The 23,155-nt window shown below is 35.0% G+C and carries 22 protein-coding genes and 1 pseudogene; 22 read left to right on the plus strand and 1 reads right to left on the minus strand.

The features are described 5' to 3' along the window. Positions 1-19 precede the first annotated feature (19 nt). From AC0NJG_RS20300 to AC0NJG_RS20375, 16 genes and pseudogenes are all read left to right on the plus strand, one after another. Positions 20-1,192, plus strand: coding sequence for a cyclopropane-fatty-acyl-phospholipid synthase (locus tag AC0NJG_RS20300; protein WP_474063339.1), 1,173 nt, complete (start codon positions 20-22; stop codon positions 1,190-1,192). A 218-nt stretch (positions 1,193-1,410) separates the two neighbouring features. Then, the gene (locus tag AC0NJG_RS20305; RefSeq protein WP_088328115.1) at positions 1,411-2,472 is read left to right on the plus strand and encodes an oxidoreductase; all 1,062 of its coding nucleotides are present in this window, start codon (positions 1,411-1,413) and stop codon (positions 2,470-2,472) included. Between the two features lie 32 nt (positions 2,473-2,504). After that, complete coding sequence (locus tag AC0NJG_RS20310; RefSeq protein ID WP_000146304.1) at positions 2,505-3,242, plus strand: GntR family transcriptional regulator; 738 nt, start codon at positions 2,505-2,507, stop codon at positions 3,240-3,242. Positions 3,243-3,602: 360 nt separating this feature from the next. Then, complete coding sequence (gene spxA / locus AC0NJG_RS20315; protein ID WP_087996296.1) at positions 3,603-3,998, plus strand: transcriptional regulator SpxA; 396 nt, start codon at positions 3,603-3,605, stop codon at positions 3,996-3,998. 47 nt (positions 3,999-4,045) lie between these two features. Then, entirely contained in the window at positions 4,046-4,180 is a 135-nt protein-coding gene (locus AC0NJG_RS20320; protein WP_000573537.1) for a BA3454 family stress response protein, read from the plus strand. A gap of 109 nt (positions 4,181-4,289) precedes the next feature. Beyond that, entirely contained in the window at positions 4,290-4,424 is a 135-nt protein-coding gene (locus AC0NJG_RS20325) for a BA3454 family stress response protein (RefSeq protein WP_000573531.1), read from the plus strand. Between the two features lie 161 nt (positions 4,425-4,585). Continuing rightward, positions 4,586-4,999, plus strand: coding sequence for an Rrf2-family transcriptional regulator SaiR (gene saiR, locus AC0NJG_RS20330; protein ID WP_087954807.1), 414 nt, complete (start codon positions 4,586-4,588; stop codon positions 4,997-4,999). Positions 5,000-5,126: 127 nt separating this feature from the next. Further along, positions 5,127-5,462, plus strand: coding sequence for an IDEAL domain-containing protein (locus tag AC0NJG_RS20335; protein ID WP_000950600.1), 336 nt, complete (start codon positions 5,127-5,129; stop codon positions 5,460-5,462). Between the two features lie 94 nt (positions 5,463-5,556). Beyond that, positions 5,557-6,240, plus strand: coding sequence for a DUF3888 domain-containing protein (locus AC0NJG_RS20340; RefSeq protein ID WP_140421312.1), 684 nt, complete (start codon positions 5,557-5,559; stop codon positions 6,238-6,240). Between the two features lie 1,013 nt (positions 6,241-7,253). Then, complete coding sequence (locus AC0NJG_RS20345; protein WP_474063340.1) at positions 7,254-8,573, plus strand: aromatic amino acid transport family protein; 1,320 nt, start codon at positions 7,254-7,256, stop codon at positions 8,571-8,573. A 106-nt stretch (positions 8,574-8,679) separates the two neighbouring features. Beyond that, a complete protein-coding gene (locus AC0NJG_RS20350) occupies positions 8,680-9,102 on the plus strand; it encodes an STAS/SEC14 domain-containing protein (RefSeq protein ID WP_087996293.1) in 423 nt (140 codons plus the stop codon). Between the two features lie 212 nt (positions 9,103-9,314). Further along, on the plus strand, positions 9,315-9,824 hold the full coding sequence (locus AC0NJG_RS20355; protein ID WP_140421311.1) for a heme-degrading domain-containing protein: 510 nt from the start codon (positions 9,315-9,317) through the stop codon (positions 9,822-9,824). Between the two features lie 42 nt (positions 9,825-9,866). Further along, positions 9,867-10,124 (plus strand): annotated as a pseudogene (locus tag AC0NJG_RS20360) (tautomerase family protein); the annotation flags it as partial. Positions 10,125-10,542: 418 nt separating this feature from the next. Further along, on the plus strand, positions 10,543-11,616 hold the full coding sequence (locus AC0NJG_RS20365) for a WD40/YVTN/BNR-like repeat-containing protein (RefSeq protein ID WP_087954814.1): 1,074 nt from the start codon (positions 10,543-10,545) through the stop codon (positions 11,614-11,616). A 386-nt stretch (positions 11,617-12,002) separates the two neighbouring features. Then, entirely contained in the window at positions 12,003-12,602 is a 600-nt protein-coding gene (locus tag AC0NJG_RS20370; RefSeq protein ID WP_000158938.1) for a nitroreductase family protein, read from the plus strand. A gap of 623 nt (positions 12,603-13,225) precedes the next feature. Next, entirely contained in the window at positions 13,226-14,020 is a 795-nt protein-coding gene (locus AC0NJG_RS20375) for an SDR family NAD(P)-dependent oxidoreductase (RefSeq protein ID WP_474063341.1), read from the plus strand. Positions 14,021-14,271: 251 nt separating this feature from the next. On the opposite strand, the gene AC0NJG_RS20380 is transcribed toward AC0NJG_RS20375, so the two are convergent. Continuing rightward, the gene (locus AC0NJG_RS20380) at positions 14,272-15,267 is read right to left on the minus strand and encodes a zinc-dependent alcohol dehydrogenase family protein (protein ID WP_088328113.1); all 996 of its coding nucleotides are present in this window, start codon (positions 15,265-15,267) and stop codon (positions 14,272-14,274) included. A 419-nt stretch (positions 15,268-15,686) separates the two neighbouring features. Between AC0NJG_RS20380 and AC0NJG_RS20385 the strand changes: the two genes are divergently transcribed. The 6 genes from AC0NJG_RS20385 to gnd all read left to right on the plus strand — a co-directional run bounded on the left by AC0NJG_RS20385 (position 15,687) and on the right by gnd (position 23,121). Continuing rightward, positions 15,687-16,640 carry an LLM class oxidoreductase gene (locus tag AC0NJG_RS20385; protein ID WP_474063342.1) on the plus strand — a complete coding sequence of 318 codons (954 nt, stop codon included), beginning with the start codon at positions 15,687-15,689 and terminating at the stop codon, positions 16,638-16,640. A 13-nt stretch (positions 16,641-16,653) separates the two neighbouring features. Continuing rightward, positions 16,654-17,607 carry an NADP-dependent oxidoreductase gene (locus AC0NJG_RS20390; protein WP_000643800.1) on the plus strand — a complete coding sequence of 318 codons (954 nt, stop codon included), beginning with the start codon at positions 16,654-16,656 and terminating at the stop codon, positions 17,605-17,607. A gap of 89 nt (positions 17,608-17,696) precedes the next feature. Further along, positions 17,697-18,245, plus strand: coding sequence for a glucose-6-phosphate dehydrogenase (locus tag AC0NJG_RS20395; protein WP_087996286.1), 549 nt, complete (start codon positions 17,697-17,699; stop codon positions 18,243-18,245). Positions 18,246-18,596: 351 nt separating this feature from the next. Further along, positions 18,597-20,081: a glucose-6-phosphate dehydrogenase gene (gene zwf / locus AC0NJG_RS20400; protein ID WP_087954824.1), complete on the plus strand. Its 1,485-nt coding sequence runs from the start codon at positions 18,597-18,599 to the stop codon at positions 20,079-20,081. Between the two features lie 39 nt (positions 20,082-20,120). Further along, entirely contained in the window at positions 20,121-22,115 is a 1,995-nt protein-coding gene (tkt, locus tag AC0NJG_RS20405; RefSeq protein WP_143881353.1) for a transketolase, read from the plus strand. 112 nt (positions 22,116-22,227) lie between these two features. Then, on the plus strand, positions 22,228-23,121 hold the full coding sequence (gnd, locus tag AC0NJG_RS20410) for a phosphogluconate dehydrogenase (NAD(+)-dependent, decarboxylating) (RefSeq protein ID WP_001195912.1): 894 nt from the start codon (positions 22,228-22,230) through the stop codon (positions 23,119-23,121). Positions 23,122-23,155: the final 34 nt, after the last annotated feature.

Consider the following 23,155-nt stretch of genomic DNA (forward strand, 5'->3'; position numbering starts at 1 on the left):
TTTAGTAGGAGATGTTTATATGGTTGAAGAACTTTTTTATAAAAAAATACTTAAAAATCTTTTTTCAGATCCAGTTCAAATTACACTTTGGAATGGAGAAACAATACAATATGGAGAAGGGGAACCTCAATTTCATGTAACGTTCCATAAGCCTCTTTCAAAAAAAGAGATTGCTAAGGATCCTTCTATCGCATTCGGTGAAGCATATATGAATGGAGATCTTGAAATAGAGGGTAATCTTGAAAAAACAATTCAATCTATTTATAAAAGGCAGGATAGCTTTTTAGGTGATAGTAAGTTGCAATATTTCAAAAGTAAATGGAATTTCTCAAAACAAAAAAATAAAGATGATATTGCTCATCATTACGATATTGGGAACGATTTCTATAAATTGTGGCTTGATGAAACAATGACATATTCTTGTGCGTATTTCCAAAATGAGCAAGATTCTTTAACGACAGCTCAGCATAATAAAGTGAATCATATTTTGAAAAAGTTGAACCTTCAAAAAGGTGATACATTATTAGATATTGGTTGCGGGTGGGGTGAACTCATTACAGCTGCCGCTAAACAGTACGGTGTGAAAGCGATGGGAGTAACGTTAAGTGAGGAACAATATGCTAAGACTTCCGAGCGAATTAAACAAGAGGGGCTTACGGATTTAGTTGAAGTATCTTTACTTGATTACCGCGATATTAAGAATCGTAAATTTGATAAAATTGTTAGTGTAGGTATGATTGAACATGTAGGAAAAGACAACATTACGCAATACTTTGAAACAGTGAACACACTACTAAATGATGGGGGAATTTCTCTACTTCATTGTATTACTTCTCCGGCCAATGGTGGTGCTACGAATGGTTGGATTGAAAAATATATATTCCCTGGCGGATATGTTCCTGCTGTTAACGAATTAATCACGAACATGACAAACGAACAATTTTTCATTGTTGATGTGGAAAGCTTACGTAGACATTACGGGAAAACATTACAACATTGGGCTCGGAATTTTGAAAACGTACTGGAGGAAGTTCGCAAAACGAAAGATGAGCGATTCATTCGTATGTGGCGCTTATATTTAAATGCATGTGCAGCTTCGTTCTTTACAGGTAATATTGATCTACATCAATTTGTATTTACAAAAGGTATTAACGATACAATTCCGATGACACGTTCTTATATGTATGAATAAGAGTATGTAACCAAGTAGCTATCTACTAGTCATCGAATGTAAATAAAACTGATGGTAGGACATAAGTCTATAACGTAAAGTCGAGATGTGAATTAGAAAATGATTTCCATCTCGACTTTTTTGATATATAATTTTAAAACTAAAACTATATACTTTTGATAATGAAAATATATAATAAGTATAGAAACAAAAATATATGAGCAAGGAAGTTGAAGAACATGACATTAACAATGGGCTTTATTGGATTTGGAAAATCAGCTAACCGCTATCACTTACCTTATGTAAACACACGTAATAATATAAAAATAAAAACGATTTTTGTACGTCAAATAAATGAAGAATTAGCAGCTCCATATGAGGAAAAAGGTGTTAGTTTCACTACTAATTTGGACGAATTGTTGAATGATAAAGACATTCAAGTGGTGACGGTCTGTACGCCAGCACATACGCATTACGAATTAGCGAAAAAAGTTATACTTGCTGGAAAATCAGTTATCGTTGAAAAACCATTTTGCGATACAGTAGAACATGCGAAAGAATTGTTAGCTTTAGGGCGAGAAAAAGGTGTAGTAGTTATGCCGTATCAAAACCGCCGTTTTGATGGTGATTTTTTAGCGGTGAAGCAAGTTGTGGAACAAGGATTCCTTGGTGATATTGTCGAGATTGAATCACATATTGATTATTTCCGTCCGGGTTCAATCACTCGCGAAGGTCCGAAAGAAGAAGGTTCATTTTATAGTTTAGGTATTCATACGATGGACCGTATGATTTCACTATTTGGCCGTCCAGATACGGTGACATACGATATTCGTAATAATGAAGTGGAAGGTGCGGTTGATAATTATTTTGATGTTGGACTACATTACGGAAATAGGCTGAAAATTAAACTGAAAACGAACCATGTTGTAGCAAAAGATTATCCACGCTTTATCGTTCATGGAACAAATGGATCGTTTATTAAATACGGTGAAGATCAGCAGGAAAATGATCTGAAAGCGAGTATCATGCCTGAGAGTGCAGGATTTGGTGAAGATTCACCGATGTACTATGGAATTGCGAAATATCGCAATGCAAACGGTGATTGGATTGAAAAACAAATTAAAACGCCGCTTGGTGATTACGGTCGTTTTTATGATGCAGCGTATGAAACAATCGTAAATGGTGCACCAAAGCTTGTGAAAGACGAAGAAGCGGTAACGAATATTGAAATCTTAGAAAACGGATTTGCTGCGCCATCACCTTCCGTTTACAAACTTGAGGCTTTACATTTGAATGAATAGAAGAGGGAATTCAGCATAAAGGAGGTATGGAAATGGCAAGCGGATCCACACAAGTAAAATACCTCGGCATTTATCAAAAAATGAAACAGCAAATTTTAGACGGCGAATATAAGATTAACGAAAAAATTCCAAGTAGCCCCGTCCTTGCTGAAGAATTTGATGTTTCTGTCCTTACTATAAAAAAAGCGCTGGATCTGTTAGTGAGAGACGGCTACATCATTCGCCGGCGCGGAAGTGGAACGGTCGTTCAAGATTGGCGTCAGCAAGAAAAGGCGCGAATGATTCAAACTTTAACAGGTACGAAAGCTGTTTATGGCAGTGAGGTAGAAAGTAAAATTATTGAGTTTACGATTGTCGGTGCCGATGAAGTCATTGCTGAAAAATTGGGTATTTCAGTAGGGGATTTTGTATATAAAATCATTCGCCTCCGTATCATTCACAGTATTCCAACGATTATGGAGCATACATGGATGCCGATTTCGGTCATTCCAGGTGTTGATGTTTCTGTTTTAGAGGAATCAATCTACTCCCACATTCAAAATAAACTAGGTCTTCAAGTGGGAACATCCGTTGTTAGGGTTAAAGGAATTCGCCCGGATGATAAAGAAAAGCAGTTTATGAACTTAACAAATCAAGATTTCCTAATGAGAGTGGAACAGGTGGCCTACTTAACGGATGGACGCACTTTTGAATACTCTTACGCCGATCACTTGCCGGAAACCTTTGAATTCGAAACAGTTATTACTGCAAAAAGTTATAAAGAGGTATAAAAAATAGGTTGGGGCACGTATTGCCTCAACTTATTTTTGTGTCTTCAATAACGCTATGGGGAAATGCACATAAAAAAATGATTAATTACTCCAAGACTTAACATTTGATTAATTGAACTGTAAGGTTTAAAATTACAGTAAGATTTTTAGAAGTGAGTTGTCATCGTCTGTAAAATGTAGTTTCAACAAATGTATAGAAGAAGCATTTTAAAAGAAATGAATAATAGAGATAAATGAAACATTGCCGAATAAATAACATTACGTGAATTTGATTCTGAACTGTAATTTTTTTTAATACATTTAAATGACCGATATTTAAAATTGAAGTTTCATAAAGAATATTAAAGGAGTGAGTGAAATATGGTGGTTTTATATACAACAGCAAGCTGCGGTTCATGCCGAAAAGCGAAAGCATGGCTGGAGGAGAATCAAATTGATTATACTGAAAAAAATATCGTATCCCATTCTATGACAGTGGATGAACTTAAATCCATTCTTCGTTTAACGGAAGAGGGTGCTACTGAAATTATTTCAACTAGATCCAAAACTTTTCAAGACTTAAATATAAATATAGATGAGCTTTCGCTGAATGAATTTTATAAATTAATAATTGAGCATCCGCTAATGTTGCGTCGCCCAATTATGCTGGATGAGAAAAGATTACAGATTGGTTTTAATGACGAAGAAATTCGTAAATTTTTACCACGTAGCGTTCGAACATTTTTAAATATTGAACTGCAAAAGTTGGCTAATTAACAAGTAATATTTTTTAAGAAAAGTTTTTTGAAAGGAGGAAGCAGAAGATGATTGAAGTATGTGTTACAGTCAATTATAACGATAGAAATTATCAAACAAATGTTATTGTAAGTAAAGGTACGATATGGACAAAAATTAAACAATTGGCAGAAGAACAAGTCAAAAAGCAGTGGGGCTTTTAAATTGGATTATTTAAAAAGTGAAGTTACAAGTTAGAGGCTTTAACTAAATCCAAGACTTTTCAGGACTTAAATATAGATAAGAAATTTGTTTGAAAGGAGGAAGCAGGAAATGATAGAAGTATGTGTTACAGTCAATTATAACGATAGAAATTATCAAACAAATGTTATTGTAAGCAAAGATACGATATGGACAAAAATTAAACAGTTGGCAGAAGAGCAAGTGAAGAAACAATGGAGTCTTTAAATGTATGTTTAACTTAAAAAGCTAAAGGGAGTTATGGAATCTATTTCTTTATGCTAAGAGTGGTTCTTATATTTTAACGTTTGACTAACCTATCTGTAATATTTATGGCTACAGTATGTTAATATAGGAGAAATAATATTTTTGATCGTAGGAGGAAAATAATGAGCAGCGACTTTACCTTGGCCATACACAGTTTAACTTATTTAGCTTTACAGCCAGACCGGATGTCAACAAGTAACGCTATTTCAGAAAGTGCAGGTGTTCACCCAGTACGCATTCGCAAAGTGCTAAGTTTGTTAAAAAAACATAAGTTTATACAATCGAAAGAGGGGACTGGTGGCGGTTTTATTTTTGCTCGAGATTTAAGTGAAGTTAACCTTTGGCATATATATCAGATAACCTCTGAAGGTGCGTTGCAGCCTAAGTGTCCTGAGTCAAATAATCAGTGTATTGTAGGTTCAAACATGCGAAAAGTTCTTTTCGCTATTTTCATAGGTGCGGAAGAACAACTAGGTGAATACTTAAAGAACTATACAATGAAAGAAGTTGTTGATCTTATCAATCAAGAACGTTAAGCGGCTTACTTGTTATATAGAGCCGTAAGTTCTTACTATTTAAATGTAATGGAAAAAATTACAGTTTGATTTCGTTTTTATTTCTTTTTTATCGCCACAAAAAATATTTATAAGAAGGTGAAAAAGTATGTTGTCAAATAATAACCATGTTTTAAAAGTAGGAGATTGGGTTCGTGGAATATCAAATGAGGGCGAATTCATAGTTGGTTACATTGTATCACTTGATGAAGTGGAAGATGTAGTTACAGTTAGCATTGTGAAACGGGACGATAAGTACACAAAAAACGAAGCGATTTTACTCTTTAGTAAACATGTTAACAAACTCCCTGAATCAAAGGTAATCAATAAGGAGCAAATCCTTTATCTTATAGACCTTGCATTATTAACAGGAGACGAAGAATGGTTTATCGAGCTTTCTTCAAAATTAAACTCGATAAAAGAGCTAGTTAACGAGAGGTTTTAGAGATTACATGATTTGCTTTTAATAGGTTGAATCGTACAATAATCAATAATATCATCTCTTTTGTTGCATTTTAATAAAAGAGGTGATTGGTTGTATGAAAATAAAAATAATTAGCATCATATGTTTTCTGAGTTTTTTATTACCCTGTATCTCCGCTCAAGCAATTGTAAAAATGGAAAATAATAGAAATGAAAGCTTTGACATAGATTTAACCGGTTATGAACTTTATTCGTTTGGTGATTTTAATCAATTAGGTTATAAGATAACACCACTTACTCAACTGTTTCTAGGGATAGTCCAAACAGAAGGTGAGTGGATTGATGAACCACGATTATATATTAAGGGAAATAAAGGTTATTTTCATCTTTGGAAAGCCGATGGTACGAATGTTCTTTATACCGTTGAAAAGAGCGGTGATTTTTGGAAAATTATAGATGTGAAAAGAAAGGAAATTAACAGAATACCTGTACCAAAACAGTTTTTAAAAGAAGTAGTCATGAATCTCTTATTAGAACCGATAAGTAAAGAAGTTGAAAACTATTATAAGGAACCAAAACTATGGGATCGAGGTTCTGAAAAAATACTTGAAATAAAAACAGATAAAACAAATAATATTTTCTATGTAACTGTTCAAATTCAAACCTTTGAGGGCGCACACAATCCTCCTTATGGAGAAGACACGATTACTTTTCGTATAAAAGGAAATGATGTAAAAACGATTCATTACAAACATAGAGATATTCCTGAAGAAGAGTTGAAAAAACTCGAATTAAGATGACTTTGAAATGATTTGTTTGCCCACTCCTGATAATGATAATTATGTCAATGAGCTGCCTAATATGGGCAGCTCATTTTATTTTTTCGTGTAGCGTAGGTTTTTGTAAAATGTTAGCGGTCCTCTTATTGCTATGAATTAAAAAAGTATTTTTCCTAAAAATGTATATGAATGCAATGTTGATAATATATATCCTGGAAATTTGTTTGCAAATTCAAAAAGATATTTCTTTTTAACCACGTTAATTATTTATTGGAATATCTTTTTTGATTAAAACAAATTTTATTGACAGAAAAGAATATAAGTATTTTTAAAATGAGTAACTTTGGTAAGTATTGTATGAAGGTATTTTATTCTAATTCATTCAGTTTTAAGCGATAGGAATAAGGGTTGTGTACGAACTGTAAAATATTATCCATATAAAATTTTGTTCGCTAAATATTTCTGAAAATATAAAAATATTAATTTTATAAATATACACGTTATAATGAGGGCGTCGAGAGAAATTTTATTGTCTCTGGAGAAAATATAAAAAATGCGATTATTAGTAAGAAAGGTGTGTGATTAGAGGCGAAATGTATGTAAAGTACTTCAGTGGCTTGTGTAAGTAATATCATCAATGCTGCCGAAGTTATGAAAGTAATGTATAGAATTGAGAAAGAAATGCCTCGCAAATGAAGAGAGGCTGGTTTAGCTAAAATTACTGTTAAAAGTAAAAAAGAGAAACCGTTAAAGTAATACACTGTTATTAGAAATGTTGCAACGTATTTATGAAGTCTATTCCATATTGTTCTTTTAAGGGGTCTTTATATAAAGAGCGGATATTACGAGTAAACTTTTTTGTGAACGCTAACAATTATATTAGGACGCTAACTAGCGAATGTTTCAATTGGGTTTCATTATGATGAAGGACATACAATGTGGGGCAACTTGTAAGGAATTCATTTTCCAAAAAAGGAAAATATTCGGTAGCTATTAAGAGAGAGGCAGGAATAGATACAAGGGGGAGTTATTATATGAACGGGAATACTGCAAAGAAAATAGAAGTTCAAGCTGAAAATACCGCACTAAAAAATGAGCAATATGCAGATCCGAAAAAGTGGCATAAGCAGGATACTACATGGGCACTGAGTCTATTTGGAACTGCAATTGGAGCAGGGGTGCTCTTTTTACCGATTAATGCAGGTTCAGGTGGTTTATTATCATTACTACTAATTACATTGCTTGCATATCCAGTTATGTATTACTCACATAGGGCACTTGCTAAAATGATATACGCTTCTAATTCTGCTGATGAGGGGATCACAGGTACAATTAGAGAGTATTTCGGAAATAAAGCGAGTATCATTTTTAACATCGTATATTTCGGTTCAATTTATACAATCGTACTAATGTATTCGGTTGCGCTTACAAACACTGCAAGTAGTTTTATCGTGCATCAATTGCACATGCCAGAACCTCCAAGAGCTATTTTATCACTTGTATTAGTTCTTGGTCTTATCGCTATACTGAATTTTGGTCAAGATATTACTGTAAAGGTAATGAGTATGCTAGTGTATCCTTTCATAGTTTCTCTACTTTTTATCGCAATATCTTTAATTCCACAGTGGAATACGTCAATGCTTAGTTTTTCAGCTGTTTCAACTGCTTCAACAGGAACAGGCTATTTTGGGACGATATTGATGATTCTACCAATCATCGTATTCTCATTTAATCATTCACCTATGATTTCATCATTTGTTGTGAAACAGAGAGCTACGTATGGAATCGAAGCCACTGATGCGAAATGTGCGCAAATACAAAAGGTTTGTTATATCATGACATTCGCTGTTGTTATGTTCTTCGTTTGGAGTAGCGCATTGAGCTTGACTCCAGAGGATATAAAAATGGCAAAAGAACAAAACTTATCAATTCTTTCATATCTTGCGAATGAGCTTAATTCGCCTGTAATCACGATTGCAGCTCCAATCATTGCTTTTGTGGCTATTACAAAGTCATTCCTGGGCCATTATATCGGAGCATTTGAAGTAATGCGTGATATGATTATTAAGTTTGGTAAATCACGTGGAAAATATATTGAAGAAAAAACAATTAAGACAATAATCCTTACTTTTGTTGTATTATCATGCTGGTTTGTTGCTTATACAAATCCAAGTATTCTTGGACTTATTGATTCTCTAAGCGGTCCATTAGTTGCTGCTATCTTATGTCTATTACCGATGTATGCGATTCAAAAAGTACCGGTATTAGCTAAGTACAAAGGGAAAATGAGTAACGTATTTGTTATTATTGTAGGTGTCCTTACTGTTTTAGCAAGTATTAAGTCATTATTCTAATTTACGATTGTTAGTTCGAATGAAAAATAGAACGATTTTGGGACAGGCTTCTCGGTTTGGAGGGTCTGTCCCTTTTTAATGCGTTACAGTTTATCTTGTTGATTTTATGAGATATTTCTGCATAATTATAGCTAAGGGAGATGATTTCAGATTGAGTAAACTGAATATTAGAACAACGGTTTCGGGAGATATAATTGTTACTCGTCTTATCGGCAAGATTAAAACAGATGATGTTTATGAATGGTTTAATGGTTTCGAGCAAGTTTGTCAGCAATTCATTTCCGAGGGAAGGAAATACAAATTGTTGGTAGATAGAAAAGGCTACATACCAGATCATTTTTCGGTTCAAAAAGTATGGAAAGAGAAGTTTTTTAATGAAACGATTTTGAATCACAGTAAGGCAATTGCTTTTCTCCTTGAAGAAGGCGAGATCATGAATTATTTACAACAATCCAATACGAAAGAATCCATAAAGTTTTTTGATGATTATAGACAAGCATTCCTTTGGTTGAATGAATATCCCATATGAAAATTTTAGCGAACCAGTTGCTTAAGCAATTGGTTTTTTTAGCTTGTAATGTTGTTGATGTCTCTATACGAAATGTTTAGTGTGTATAGCAGCATTTTAAGGGACATACATTTTGAATGCGTTAAATATAATTCTTATTAGCACCAAGAGGAAGAGAGTACTAGTAATATTGAAAGGTCGCAGGATAGAGTCACATAAATTTAAAAATATCCATGTGGCATAAAGTGAGTAAGGGGGATAAAGATATGAGTACTTCAAATTTGAATGAAATAAGTAAACAAATTTTAAAAGAGGAGGAAACACTTCAATTTTCCTCTTTTACAAATGAAGATGCCTTGCAACTAGGTTTATTTATCGTTGAAACAGCAAAGCGAGAGGGAAAATTGATTGCTGTTGATATAACGAAAAATGGTGTGCAATTATTTCATTTCAAGATGACAGGGACAAATGCGGAAAATACGAAATGGATTGAGCGTAAAAAACGAGTTGTTTCCCTGCATGATCGTAGCTCGTATTATATGCAGATACAAAGTGAAATAACTGGAATTTCATATAATGAAAAATATCTTTTAGATACTTCGGAATATGCTGCGTTTGGTGGATGCTTTCCTATTAGAATAAAAAACGTAGGGGTTATTGGAATGATAACAGTTTCAGGGTTGCCGCCAGAAGTAGATCACGAATTGGTAGTAAGAGCAGTTAAAAATCATTTGAACCAATAGTTGTAGTTAGTGAATAAATAGTTAACTTTAGGGGGCAATACTATGCCATTAATTGAACTAAATACTTGGCCAACCATGTCAACAGAAGAAAAGAAGGAATTCATTTATAATGTAACGGAACTTACAATAAAACGATTAAAAATTGTCCCTGACAAAATTTAAGTGTTGATAATGGAACTTGAGAAAGAAAATTGGGGGAAAGCTGGGGCTGTAGCAAGTGATGCTACCTTTGCTGAGAAAAGTAGGGTGTCCAATTGGAAGACAAAACAGTCTTACGATACACCGTCTGGTAACGTTGATTTCTAAGATTAAAGAATGAGTAAAAAGAGTGCAAAATTGCACTCTTTTTTTATTGTCTATTTAATAAAATGTTTCTGTTTATATTATGACTTTTAAATTACTTTAGGAGATCTAAAGAACGGATTTTAAGACAGTATTAAAGTTTGACATGTAATCATGCATTCGATAATATATATGCTATAGCATGTATATTGCAAGTTATTTGGAGGTGGCATATGGACTTATATGAGTTAACAGGACATCTTGTTTATCGTACTGATGTGAAATTAACAAATTATATAATGTAAGTTTTTAATCACATATTGCTTATAAATTTTATCTTTTATATGCTATAGCATATAAAATTCGCCTCTTAAATTGTAATGGCGAAAATTTAAATAATACAGTAGATATATTATGAAACGAGGAGATTTTAGTTATGGGAAAATTCATATTAGCGTTTGATAGAGAACTTGTAATTGCAGAAAAAAAAGACTCAACATGGAGTGTCCAATCACAGTTTGCAGGTGCGAATCCAGTTGCGTTAGCTTCAGATCCATACGATCCAGAAAGAATGTATTGTGGTACTTTTGATAGAGGATTATGGAGAAGTAAAGATGGAGGAAGTTCTTGGGAAGCGATTGGAAATTTACCTTCTTTTGGTGAAGTGTTCCGAGCTAATGCTATTCATATGAGAGCTATTACAGCAGTTTCTGTATCTTCAGTGAAGGGTGATGACGGTAACGGTATCGTATATGTAGGAACTGAACCGAGCGCAATGTTTGTATCCAAAAATGGAGGAGACAGTTTTGAATTGCTAACGGATTATCGACAAATGCCATCGTATTCATCATGGTTCTTTCCTCAAAGAACATATACGCACCACGTAAAACATATTGAAATTGATGCTAATAATCCAGAAACTATATATACAACGATTGAGGTTGGGGGATTAATTAAAAGTGTAGATGGAGGTAAGACCTGGACTGAGAAAAAAGAGGGGAACTATCCTCAAGATATTCACATTCTTACATCACATCGCAATGCTCCAAATCGTTTATACGGGGTGTTAGGTGATTCATTCTTGAAAGAACCAGGTCAAGAGTATGCGGAGAGTAATGATGGAGGTAAGACTTGGAACTATATGTGTAGTGGACTCAAGCATCATTATGCATATCAAATGGCAGTTAACCCAAATGATCCAGAAAATATTATTATCGCGACATCTTCAAATCCACACGTAGCGCATGATTACAATAATGGAAATTGTGAATCATTTATTTATAAGAAAGAAAAAGATCAGCCTTGGGCAGAAATGAATACAGGTTTACCAACTCCTAAAGGCACAATCATACCAGTATTAAAGGCAACAAGTGATGGAACGTTCTATCTGTTTAGCAATAAAGGAGTGTATCAGTCAGTAGATGGTGGTTCAAATTGGATATCATTAGAGATTCCTTGGGAGAATAGATTTATGGAACAACATCCTTATGAGATGTTAATCATTAAATAAGTGATGGATATAGTTATTACTACTATTCATTGGTAATGTTTAGTTGAATTTAAATTAAAAATGTAAAAAACCAGGTAATGCATTATTCATGCTACCTGGCTTTTTTGCTGGTTAAAGTTATATTTGTGTAAATATGAAACACGCAGGATATATGAATAGAGAATGGGTAAAATAGTATCGAATGATCACTAGATTGTATCAATGATGTTATAAGACGTTTTTTAGGTAAACTGAAGTGGTTTAAATGCAGCTGTTTAGTTAGATTTAGAATGAATGGCAAATTGGTGTTATGGGGTTCAATGATTCAAAAATGAACTCATTTAAACGCATATTATCTTTGAGATGTATCATTTTGAAGAATATTAGAACTCAGGAGGAATTGAATTATGACAAAAGATTTCTATACTGCACTGAAAGAAAGACGTACTTACTATGGGATTAATAAAGAGGTACAAGTATCAGATGAAAAAATTAAAGAAATCGTGGAGTTTGCTGTGAAATATACTCCATCCGCTTTCAATTCTCAAACTGCGCGATTAGTTGTATTGTTTGGTGAAGCTCATGATAAATTATGGGATATTACAACTGAAACATTAAGAAAAGTAGTTGGAGATGGAGATTTCTCAGGAACGCAACAAAAAATGGATTCTTTTAAAGCTGGTTATGGAACAGTACTATTCTTTGAAGATGAAGCTATCGTTAAATCGCTTCAAGAAAAATTTGCTGCATATGCTGAAAACTTCCCAATTTGGTCACACCAAGCATCAGGTATGCACCAATTAGTCGTGTGGACAGGTTTAGAAGCAGAGGGATTAGGAGCATCTTTACAACATTATAATCCATTAATTGATGATGAGGTAAAACAAGAATGGAATGTTCCTGCTAACTGGAAACTCATTGCACAAATGCCATTTGGTAATCCAACAGCTGCACCAGGAGAAAAAGAATTCCAACCACTTGAAGAACGTGTGAAATTTCATAAGTAATAAACGTTATTCATAAGGAATGAGTAAAAAGATCCTAGTTATGAATTTGATCACAAATGTAGCAATATGTATATTAAAAAACACGAAGACTTTAAAGTCTTCGTATTTTTTTGTTCATGTTTGAAAGTGATAAAGGAGTATAATGGTTTTTAGTTAATTAGGATAAAAATAATCCTATAACTGTATGTAAGAATGTGTGATTTTACAACCTTTTCTATGATAGAAAAAGATACTATTTTAGTAAATATAAAGGGTTAGAAATTATGGTTTATAGGGCACTTTTTTGTTCCTATGGAACTTTAAAGTGCGTAATTTTCTTTATCGTTAATATATATCATAATGGTATTTATTAGTTGGTTTTAGCTTTACTCTGCTGTTGATGTGATTTTTTAACATGACAATGATTAGAATCAGAATTATCGAGTAGATCTAAATGATGATAATTTCGATTTTTAATTCAGTACAGAGTCCAATAGCTACATAATTTTCGTTTATACTCTTTCGAAAAAAGGGTGGATCAGCTTATTTTCTGTTAAAGATAAGAGAAGTGAACCACAATATAAATGTAATTATTTATTCCAACGTAAGTCAATCATGTAGCACATGAATTTGGAGGGATCCATATGCATATGCAATTAAAAGGAAAAACAGCACTGGTTACTGGATCTATGGCAGGCATTGGAAAAGCAATTGCCACTTCATTAGTAGCGGAAGGAGCTACTGTACTTATTAATGGACGCCGTGAAGAAAATGTTAATCAAACGATAAACGAAATTCGAGCGCAGTATCCGGAGGCTATCCTTCAACCTGTAGTAGCTGATTTAGGAACAGAACAAGGGTGCCAAAATGTGATTGAAAAGTACCCTGAAGTAGACATTCTTATTAACAACTTAGGAATTTTTGAACCTGTAGAATATTTTGATATCCCTGATGAAGATTGGTTTAAATTGTTTGAAGTCAATATTATGAGTGGTGTTCGACTTACTCGCTCGTACTTGAAAAAAATGATTGAAAGAAAAGAAGGAAGAGTTATCTTTATTGCTAGCGAAGCAGCTATTATGCCGTCTCAAGAAATGGCTCACTATAGTGCGACTAAAACGATGCAACTCTCACTTTCTCGCAGTTTGGCTGAGCTAACGACAGGAACGAATGTGACTGTTAATACTATAATGCCTGGTTCGACTTTAACGGAAGGAGTGGAGACTATGTTAAATAGTCTTTATCCTAATGAGCAATTGACAATAGAAGAAGCTGAGAAGCGATTTATGAAAGAGAATCGACCAACCTCTATTATTCAAAGACTTATTCGACCAGAAGAAATTGCCAATCTTGTCACTTTCTTAAGCAGCCCACTTTCTTCAGCGATTAATGGTTCCGCGTTGCGAATAGACGGGGGATTAGTACGTAGTGTATTTTAATAAATTAAAAACAACATAGTATACTGTTGAAGATAAGATGGTAAGACAAATAAGTTGTATTTTACTCATTAATAGAAATATACAAAAAGCAAATTGTGATAAGAAAACAGCCGGATTTTCTACTATAAGAAAAATTCGGCTGTTCTTTTTTTACTTGTTGTAAAGGATGGAAAGCTTTTAGCGTTGTGGCATTTCTTAAGAAAAAGATAAGACGAAGCGACCCTGCTGTTATTTGTATTATTTTGTGAAAATTACCAAACGTTTTTCAACACTATTTTCCCTATTGCTTTATTTGATTCCAAATATTCATGTGCTTGTGCAATTTCATCAAACGTAAAAGGTTTCGAATCTAGCAATGGACGAAGTTTTCCTTCTTCTACTATTTGCGTTAGTTTAGTTAAAATTTCCCCGCAAGCGTCACGTTTATCTGTATGTAATATTTTTAACGCCATAAAAGTAACGTGCAGAGTAAGTCCTTTTGCGTGTAAAGGAGAGAGGTCATGGGTTGAACGAGCTGCAATTGTTACGACAGTTCCATTAACTGCGGCAGCTTCGAAAGAGTTATCGAGATTTTTGCCACCTACCGTATCAAATATAACTTCAAATCCGTTGCCATTCGTATGTTTTTGCACATATTCTTGAACAGATTCCTTTTTATAATTAATAGCTATGTCGGCTCCTAGACGATAAGCTATTTCCATTTTGTTTTGCTGAGAAGCTGTTGTGGAAACTTTAGCACCTGCCCATTTAGCTAATTGAATGGCTACGTGTCCTACGCCACCAGTAGCTCCATGAATGAGAACATTTTGACCAGGTTTAATATTTGCACGATCAAATAAAGATTCCCAAGCTGTAATTGCAACCAATGGTAGAGCAGCAGCTTCTTCCATTGTTAGGTTTTTAGGTTTGTGAGCAATCAGTCGTGCATCAGCAAGCATAAATTCTGCAAGTGCACCTCCAGTTTCTTTAAAACCTCCGGCACAACCGTATACTTCATCCCCAGATTTGAATTTCGAAACACCTTCTCCTACTTCAATAACAATACCAGCTACATCTCCATGTAATATAGCTGGAAACTCAGGAGCGACTGCTGAAACGGCACCACTACGCATTTTTGTATCGATTGGATTTACACTTGTTGCTTTTACATGGATTAGAACATGACCTGGTAAAAGTTTCGGTTTTGAAACTTCTTCTAATTGAAATACAGATGAATCCCCAAAAGAATGGATAATTTGTGCTTTCATTGTTTATACCTCCTGTTTGTGGTTATAGCATAGCAAAGTACGAAAAATAAGTATAATATTTTGAATTTGGTTAGTAACAATTTTATATAAAGAAAGGGAAAGTACGTGAAATAATGTAACGTATTTGCAAAAGCAACAGTACAGCTTTTTGAAGAAAGGATAGATGTGATTTTTGCAGCATGATTTATTCATTATGTTTATTATTACTCACTTAGTATAGGTACTTAAAAGTGCCTACATCACTTTAAAGTACGTACTGTTATTCATGTTATGACCGATTTATAATAACACTCGTAGCACAAAGAAAGTTATAACGATGACAATCGGCAACAATGTGGTGTTACAGTATCGCTTATGAATTTTGAGAAGAAATACAAAAAGTATAGATTTATATGAATAAAGGAAAGTGAGTGAAACACATGGAAAAGTTTGCGAATCATTTTGGATATAATCGTATGTTTGCGAAAGATCAGCTTACATTAGGAGTCCACATTCCGATTGAAAATTATCAGTTTCATGCTCCAACGATGGAAAAACAAGTAGAGTTAGTGCAAAAAGCAGAACAATATGGTTTTACAGGTGTATGGCTTCGCGATGTTTTGCTGCAAGACCCTGACTTTGGCGATCCTGCAACAGGTCAAATTTACGATATGATGATTTATTTAACGTATTTAGCAAGCAAGACAGAGAAAATTGCATTTGGAACGTCGGCAACAGTGTTGTCACTTCGTCATCCATTGCGTGTAGCAAAAGAAATTGCTACATTAGATCAACTATTTCCAGAAAGAATTATGCTTGGCGTTTCATCCGGTGACAGACGTGCCGATTTCAAAGCGTTAGGTGTTAGTCATGAAACACGAGGTGAAAAGTTTAGAGAAGCGTTTGCTTACTTGGAAGAGATTTTGTATAAAAACTTCCCGTCTATCCAGTCGACGCTAGGAGAAGTGCATGGTGCGAATTTAGTTCCAAAACCGTCTAAACGTGTTCCAACCTTTATTACAGGTTTTAGTCAGCAAAATATGGACTGGTTCGCTGAACATGGAGATGGATGGATGTATTATCCACGTAGTCCAGTGCATCAGGCAGCAGCAATTGGACAATGGAGAGAACGAGTAGAGGATTATTATCCAGATGTATTCAAACCATTTATCCAACCGATGCATTTAGATTTATCTGAAGATCCAAATGAACGTCCTACACCGATACGTTTAGGTTACCGTACAGGGCGTAAGGCACTAATTGAATTACTTGATGTATATAAAAGTATTGGTGTGAATCATTTATTCTTTGCTCTATTTGATGGTCAACGTCCAGCTGACGAAGTATTGGATGAGCTAGGAGAAGAAGTACTACCGCATTTCCCAGCATTGTAAAGGAGTGAAAAGAATGAAAGCAATAGGACTTATGCAATATGGAGATAAAAGCGTACTACAAGAGATTGAAATGCAGACACCGCTATTGGGAGACAACGATGTACTGATTGAAGTATATGCAGCTGGTGTAAATCCTGTGGATTGGAAAATACGTGAGGGTTTACTTCAAGACGTAATTTCTTATGACTTCCCGCTCGTTTTAGGATGGGATGTTGCAGGTGTAGTTGCTGCTATAGGAAAAAACGTAACAGTATGTAAAGTGGGGGATGAAGTATATAGTCGGCCAGATATTGAACGAAACGGCACGTACGCAGAGTACGTGGCTGTAGATGAAAAATATGTGGCGAAAAAACCGAGAAATCTATCTTTTGAAGAAGCGGCATCAATCCCTCTAGTAGGTTTGACAAGTTGGCAAAGCTTAGTGAAGTTCGCAAATGTTCAAAAAGGTAATAAGGTTTTAATTCATGCTGGATCTGGCGGGATTGGTACGTTTGCTATTCAACTAGCGAAAAGTTTCGGTGCACATGTTGCAACTACGACTAGTACGAAAAACATGCAATTTGTAAAGGATCTAGGCGCTGATACTGTCGTCGATTACAAAACGGAAGACTTTTCTTTGCTTTTGCATAATTACAATATTGTATTTGATGTGTTAGGTGGGGATGTACTAAAGAATAGTTATAAAGTACTTGCACCAAATGGAAAGTTAGCGTCTATTTATGGTCCGAAAGGTATGGAAATTCCGCAAACCGAGATATCAAGAGAGAAAAATATTGAGAGTGACCATATATTTACTGAACCTAACGGATATGAACTTTCTCTTATTACAGAATTAATTGAGAGCGGGAAGATTAAACCTGTTGTCACGCATGTGTTGCCTTTACATGTAGAAGGTGTAAAAAAAGCACACCACATAAGTGAGTCAGAACGTGCTCTTGGGAAAATTGTATTGAAGAAACATTGGTAAAGTATGAGGTTTTAGAGATAGTATTGTGCTAAGTAGCGAATGAACTTATATATTCTATTCTAGCAATTGTTTTAAAAGGGAGAGAACAAATGGATTCAATGACATTTCTTTTATTCGGAGCGACAGGGGATTTAGCGAAACGCAAAATTTATCCTGCTTTATATAAGCTATTTAGCAATCAAAATATACCACAATCTATTTCGATTATCGGTATCGGCAGAAGGGTAATGTCAGATGTGGAATTTCAAACAAAGGTAGAACAATCCCTTGCTACATTTTCTAGAATATCTACTGATGACGAATCAGGAGTAGAAGAATTTATTAGTACATTTCGTTATTGTCAATTAAATACAGCGAATATAGAGGACTATCAAGATTTGTTGCGTCTTGTAAAGATGCGTGAAACAGAATTAAACATTCCTGAAAACCGCATGTTTTACTTATCTGTTATACCAGAAGTATTTGATGTCATTGCTTTAAATATTAAGGAAATTGGATTGTGGGCTACAAAAGGATTGAACCGTCTTATTATAGAGAAGCCTTTTGGTTATCATGTAACGTCTGCTCGTGAGTTTAACGAAAAAATAATTGAATATTTTGATGAAACTGACATTTGTTATATCAATCATTATCTTTGAAAATGAATGGTAATTAGGAATACACTTAGAAAAGCATTACGAAATAAATAGTATGTAATGCAAGACATTTTTATTGACGATAATAATTTATATGGTTAATATACTAGACATAAGATTATTTAATTACTAAAAGTAATCAAATATACATTTGTTTGTTAAGTTCGATAAATAAGCAATCTGTGGTAGAAATGCTTTGAATTGCCACTATTAATATTGGGGACAATTAGAAAGCGAAAGGTATAAAAGGAATTGGAATTTGATAACTCTTTGTTTTCTTATAAAAACACGGGTTTCTGTACAATTCATTTTTAAAATATTGACAAGGATTATACAACAAGAGGGGGACTGAAATTGGAATCAATGACCTTTGTTTTATTTGGAGCGACAGGGGACTTAGCGAAACGCAAAATTTACCCCGCACTATATAACTTATATAGAGATCAAAAGCTTCCAAAGCAAATATCCGTTATCGGGCTTGGGAGACGTCAAGTATCTCATGAAGATTTTCAAGAAAGAATAAAAGAATCAATAGAGACGTTTTCCCGTCATAGAGAAGAAGGTACTCCAGAACTCGAAGGTTTTTTAGATAATTTTCGCTATTGTCCATTAGATGTGAGTAAGCCGGAAGACTATGAGAGATTATTACAAGTCGTTCGTGAAAGGGAAGAAGAATTACATATAAAAGGTAATAGAATGTTTTATCTTTCCGTTGCTCCTGAATTTTTCGAGACAATTGCTTTAAATATTAAGGAAAGCGGACTTGATAAAACGGATGGATGGAAACGCCTAATGATTGAGAAACCGTTTGGGCACGATCTCAAATCTGCTCGTGAGCTGAATGATAAGCTTAGTCGCACGTTTGAAGAAGATGAGATATACCGTATTGATCATTATTTAGGTAAGCCGATGATTCAAAACCTTGAAGCACTAGAATTTGCAAATCCTGTTCTCCAGTCGATTTGGAACAAAGAACATATAGCGAATGTACAAATTACAGCTAGTGAAACAGTTGGGGTTGAAGAAAGAGCAGGCTATTATGATCAGGCAGGAGCCATTCGAGATATGGTTCAAAATCATATGTTACAAATATTAATGATGACTGCTATGAATCTGCCGGAAAAGGTTAATGCATGTGAAATTCGAGAGGAAAAGCGAAAGGTAATGGAGACGCTTCGTAAAGTGAAAAAAGAAGACGTTCAAAACCATATCATTCGCGGACAATATGGTGCAGGTGAGATAAATGGAGGGCAAGTTGTAGCATATAAAGAGGAACCAGGAGTAAATCCTTCTTCTAACATAGACACATTTGTTGCTGCTCGATTGTGGATCGATAATCCGTTTTGGACTGGCGTTCCATTTTATATACGAACAGGTAAACGAATGAAAGAAAAGTCTACTCGTATTGTAATTGAATTTAAAAATACGTTAAAACAGCAATATCAAGATAATAATCCAAATGCAGAACCTAACTTGTTAATAATTGAAATTAGCCCAGGTGAGAATGTTTCATTACAGTTAAATAGTAAAAATCCATTGAAAAATGGAGAGATTGAACCGATGCGTATTAACTTTACTTGTGAGCAAGCGGATGTGGGAGTACCTGAAGCGTATGAAAGACTCATTCATGATGCTGTGAGTGGAGACGCTACATTCTTTGCACATTGGAGAGAAGTTGAATTGTCATGGGAATGGGTACAACCAATTCTTGAAGCATTCGAGGAGAACTTATTACCACTTCATGAATATGAGTCTGGTTCATATGGTCCAGATGCGTCGAATGAATTATTGCAAGAAAGTGGATTTAAATGGTGGTTAGATCAAGAAACGGAAAAATAAGTACTTTCTTTCATGAAAGCATTTAGGGGGACGATTACTATGACACAAAACATAAATCAATTAGCAGTGAATACACTTCGTACGTTATCAATTGATGCTATTAATGCGGCAAATTCAGGTCATCCAGGTCTTCCAATGGGAGCAGCACCGATGGCTTATGCATTATGGGCGAATCATTTAAATCACAATCCTAATCATCCGAAATGGTTTAACCGTGATCGATTCGTTTTATCAGCGGGACACGGATCGAGCCTACTGTATAGCTTACTTCATTTAGCTGGATATGACGTTTCAATTGATGACTTGAAAAGCTTTAGAAAGTTAAATAGTAAAACACCAGGACATCCGGAGTTTGGTCACACTTCTGGAGTTGAAGCGACTACAGGACCGTTAGGACAAGGGATTGCGAATGCTGTCGGAATGGCAATGGCAGAAGCGCATTTATCAGCGAAGTTCAATAAGGATGGTCACTCTATTATAAATCATAATACGTACGCTTTAGTTGGAGACGGTGACTTAATGGAGGGTGTCGCTTATGAAGCGATGTCAATGGCAGGGCACATGAAACTTGGCAAGTTAATTGTACTGTATGATTCAAATGAAATTTCACTCGATGGTGAATTAAACATTGCTTTTTCTGAAGATATTCAGAAAAGAGTAGAATCTGCACATTGGCAATATGTAAGAGTTGAGGATGGAAACGATGTTGATGCGATTACAAAAGCGATTCAATTAGCGAAAGACAATACGAATCAACCTACTCTTATAGAAATTAGAACCATTATAGGTTATGGAAGTCCAAAAGTTGCTGGAACGAACAAAGCCCATGGTAATCCACTTGGAGTAGAAGAAGCGACAGCGACAAAACAAGTGTATGGTTGGCATTATGAGGAAGACTTCTTTGTGCCTGAAGAAGTAACAGCTCATTTTAATGAACTGAAACAAAAAGGTATTGAAAAAGAGAATGAATGGAATGAGCAGTTCAACGTATACAGAGAGTCAAACCCTGCACTAGCAGATGAATTAGAAAAAGCGATTACAGGTGAGGTTTTAATCGAAGCGAAAGACATTCTATCCTTTGATACTGAAAAAACGATTTCTACTCGTGTTGCAAGTGGGGAAGCTATTAACCATTATGTGAAATCGATTCCTTCTATTTTCGGTGGAAGTGCGGATCTTTCTCATTCTACGATGACAGATATAAAAGGTGAAGCAGTGTATGCAGTAGAATCGTATGCTGGCCGCAATATATACTTCGGTGTACGTGAACATGCAATGGGCGCGGCAGCAAATGGACTGGCTCTTCATGGAGGAGTAAAACCGTTCGTGAGTACATTCTTTGTATTTAATGACTATCTTCGTCCATCGATTCGACTGGCTGCTTTGCAAAAGTTACCTGTTACGTACGTATTTACACATGATTCGATTGCTGTAGGAGAAGATGGTCCAACGCATGAACCAATTGAACATTTAGCAGCTCTTCGGGCAATTCCTGGTTTAACAGTTATCCGCCCGTCAGATGCAAATGAAACAGCGAGTGCGTGGGCGTATGCATTACAGCAAACGGATGGTCCAGTCGTTTTAGTACTGAGCCGTCAAAATTTACCGGTGTTTCATGAAACGAAAGCGAACATAGAGAATCTCTCTAAAGGAGCTTACGTATTAACACAAACAAATGAAAATCCGGATGTAATTTTCATTGCGACAGGTTCTGAAGTTTCTTTAGCTGCTAGTGCGAAAGCGAAATTAGAAGAAGATCAAGTTTCTGTTCGTATCGTTGCAATGCCAAGCTGGGAGTTATTCGATCGTCAATCGAACGAATATAAAGAATCCGTTCTTCCGTCTTCTGTAACGAAACGAGTATCTCTTGAGATGGGTGTATCTCTCGGGTGGGAGCGTTATGTAGGACAAGAAGGAAAAGTACTATCAATTGAAACATTTGGAGCTTCAGGCACTGGGGCTGAAGTCATGAATCTATTTGGATTTACGACAGAAAATGTTGTTCAAATTACAAAAAATGTGTTGAATTCTTAAGCTATGACTGTGAATACCTTTCTGTACATACTAACATTTCAGTGCTGAAAGGTATTCCAGATTGTAGTGATATGAATTTTTAATAAAAGATAATTTGAGGAGGAATTATATTATGCAAGTAGGATTAATTGGGTTAGGTAAAATGGGATTAAATTTAGGGAAAAATTTAATGGATCATAAACATGAAGTAGCAGCATTTGATTTAAATGCAAGTGCAGTGGAAGAAATGAAAGAGTACGGGGCTACAGGTACATCTAGTTTAAGTGAACTTGTTCAGTCATTACAATCACCAAGAATTCTTTGGGTTATGGTACCACACGCTGTTGTTGATTCTGTTATTGATGAGGTTACACCACTTTTATCAAAAGGAGATATTTTAATTGAAGCGGGTAATTCACATTATAAAGAGTCAATTCGCCGATATGAGCAATTAAAGAAAGATGGTATTCACTTTATGGATGCAGGAACTTCTGGCGGAATGGAAGGCGCTCGTAATGGTGCTTGTTACATGATCGGAGGAGATCAAGAAGCTTGGGATATCGTTGAACCTATCTTCCGAGATACTGCTGTAGAAAATGGATACTTATATGCTGGAAAAGCTGGTAGTGGTCACTTCTTAAAAATGGTTCACAACGGAATTGAATACGGCATGATGGCTGCTATTGGTGAAGGATTTGAGATTCTAGAGAAAAGTGAATTTGACTACGATTATGAAAAAGTATCAAGAGTATGGAACAATGGTTCAGTCATTCGCTCTTGGTTAATGGAATTAACAGAAAATGCATTTTCTAAAGATGCAAAATTAGATGAAATTAAGGGTGTTATGCATTCTTCTGGTGAAGGAAAATGGACAGTAGAAACAGCATTAGACCTTCAAACAGCAACTCCTGTTATCGCAATGTCTTTATTAATGCGCTACCGCTCATTAGACAATGATACATTTACAGGAAAAGTAGTAGCAGCTCTGCGCAATGAATTTGGCGGACATGCAGTAGAAAAGAAATAAACATCTTACAATTATAACTCGTTAACGTTTAAAA

The organism is Bacillus sp. SSR7, assembly GCF_055902415.1.

Bases quoted from the DNA above. Each gene is read 5' to 3' on its own strand.
- gnd (WP_001195912.1), top strand. From the start codon at position 22,228: ATGCAAGTAGGATTAATTGGGTTAGGTAAAATGGGATTAAATTTAGGG.
- AC0NJG_RS20365 (WP_087954814.1), top strand. From the start codon at position 10,543: ATGGGAAAATTCATATTAGCGTTTGATAGAGAACTTGTAATTGCAGAA.
- AC0NJG_RS20320 (WP_000573537.1), top strand. From the start codon at position 4,046: ATGATTGAAGTATGTGTTACAGTCAATTATAACGATAGAAATTATCAA.
- AC0NJG_RS20300 (WP_474063339.1), top strand. From the start codon at position 20: ATGGTTGAAGAACTTTTTTATAAAAAAATACTTAAAAATCTTTTTTCA.
- AC0NJG_RS20385 (WP_474063342.1), top strand. From the start codon at position 15,687: ATGGAAAAGTTTGCGAATCATTTTGGATATAATCGTATGTTTGCGAAA.
- AC0NJG_RS20335 (WP_000950600.1), top strand. From the start codon at position 5,127: ATGTTGTCAAATAATAACCATGTTTTAAAAGTAGGAGATTGGGTTCGT.
- AC0NJG_RS20380 (WP_088328113.1), bottom strand. From the start codon at position 15,267: ATGAAAGCACAAATTATCCATTCTTTTGGGGATTCATCTGTATTTCAA.
- saiR (WP_087954807.1), top strand. From the start codon at position 4,586: ATGAGCAGCGACTTTACCTTGGCCATACACAGTTTAACTTATTTAGCT.
- AC0NJG_RS20305 (WP_088328115.1), top strand. From the start codon at position 1,411: ATGACATTAACAATGGGCTTTATTGGATTTGGAAAATCAGCTAACCGC.
- AC0NJG_RS20370 (WP_000158938.1), top strand. From the start codon at position 12,003: ATGACAAAAGATTTCTATACTGCACTGAAAGAAAGACGTACTTACTAT.
- AC0NJG_RS20375 (WP_474063341.1), top strand. From the start codon at position 13,226: ATGCATATGCAATTAAAAGGAAAAACAGCACTGGTTACTGGATCTATG.
- AC0NJG_RS20310 (WP_000146304.1), top strand. From the start codon at position 2,505: ATGGCAAGCGGATCCACACAAGTAAAATACCTCGGCATTTATCAAAAA.
- AC0NJG_RS20390 (WP_000643800.1), top strand. From the start codon at position 16,654: ATGAAAGCAATAGGACTTATGCAATATGGAGATAAAAGCGTACTACAA.
- AC0NJG_RS20325 (WP_000573531.1), top strand. From the start codon at position 4,290: ATGATAGAAGTATGTGTTACAGTCAATTATAACGATAGAAATTATCAA.
- AC0NJG_RS20355 (WP_140421311.1), top strand. From the start codon at position 9,315: ATGTGGCATAAAGTGAGTAAGGGGGATAAAGATATGAGTACTTCAAAT.
- spxA (WP_087996296.1), top strand. From the start codon at position 3,603: ATGGTGGTTTTATATACAACAGCAAGCTGCGGTTCATGCCGAAAAGCG.
- AC0NJG_RS20340 (WP_140421312.1), top strand. From the start codon at position 5,557: ATGAAAATAAAAATAATTAGCATCATATGTTTTCTGAGTTTTTTATTA.
- AC0NJG_RS20395 (WP_087996286.1), top strand. From the start codon at position 17,697: ATGGATTCAATGACATTTCTTTTATTCGGAGCGACAGGGGATTTAGCG.
- tkt (WP_143881353.1), top strand. From the start codon at position 20,121: ATGACACAAAACATAAATCAATTAGCAGTGAATACACTTCGTACGTTA.
- AC0NJG_RS20345 (WP_474063340.1), top strand. From the start codon at position 7,254: ATGAACGGGAATACTGCAAAGAAAATAGAAGTTCAAGCTGAAAATACC.
- AC0NJG_RS20350 (WP_087996293.1), top strand. From the start codon at position 8,680: ATGAGATATTTCTGCATAATTATAGCTAAGGGAGATGATTTCAGATTG.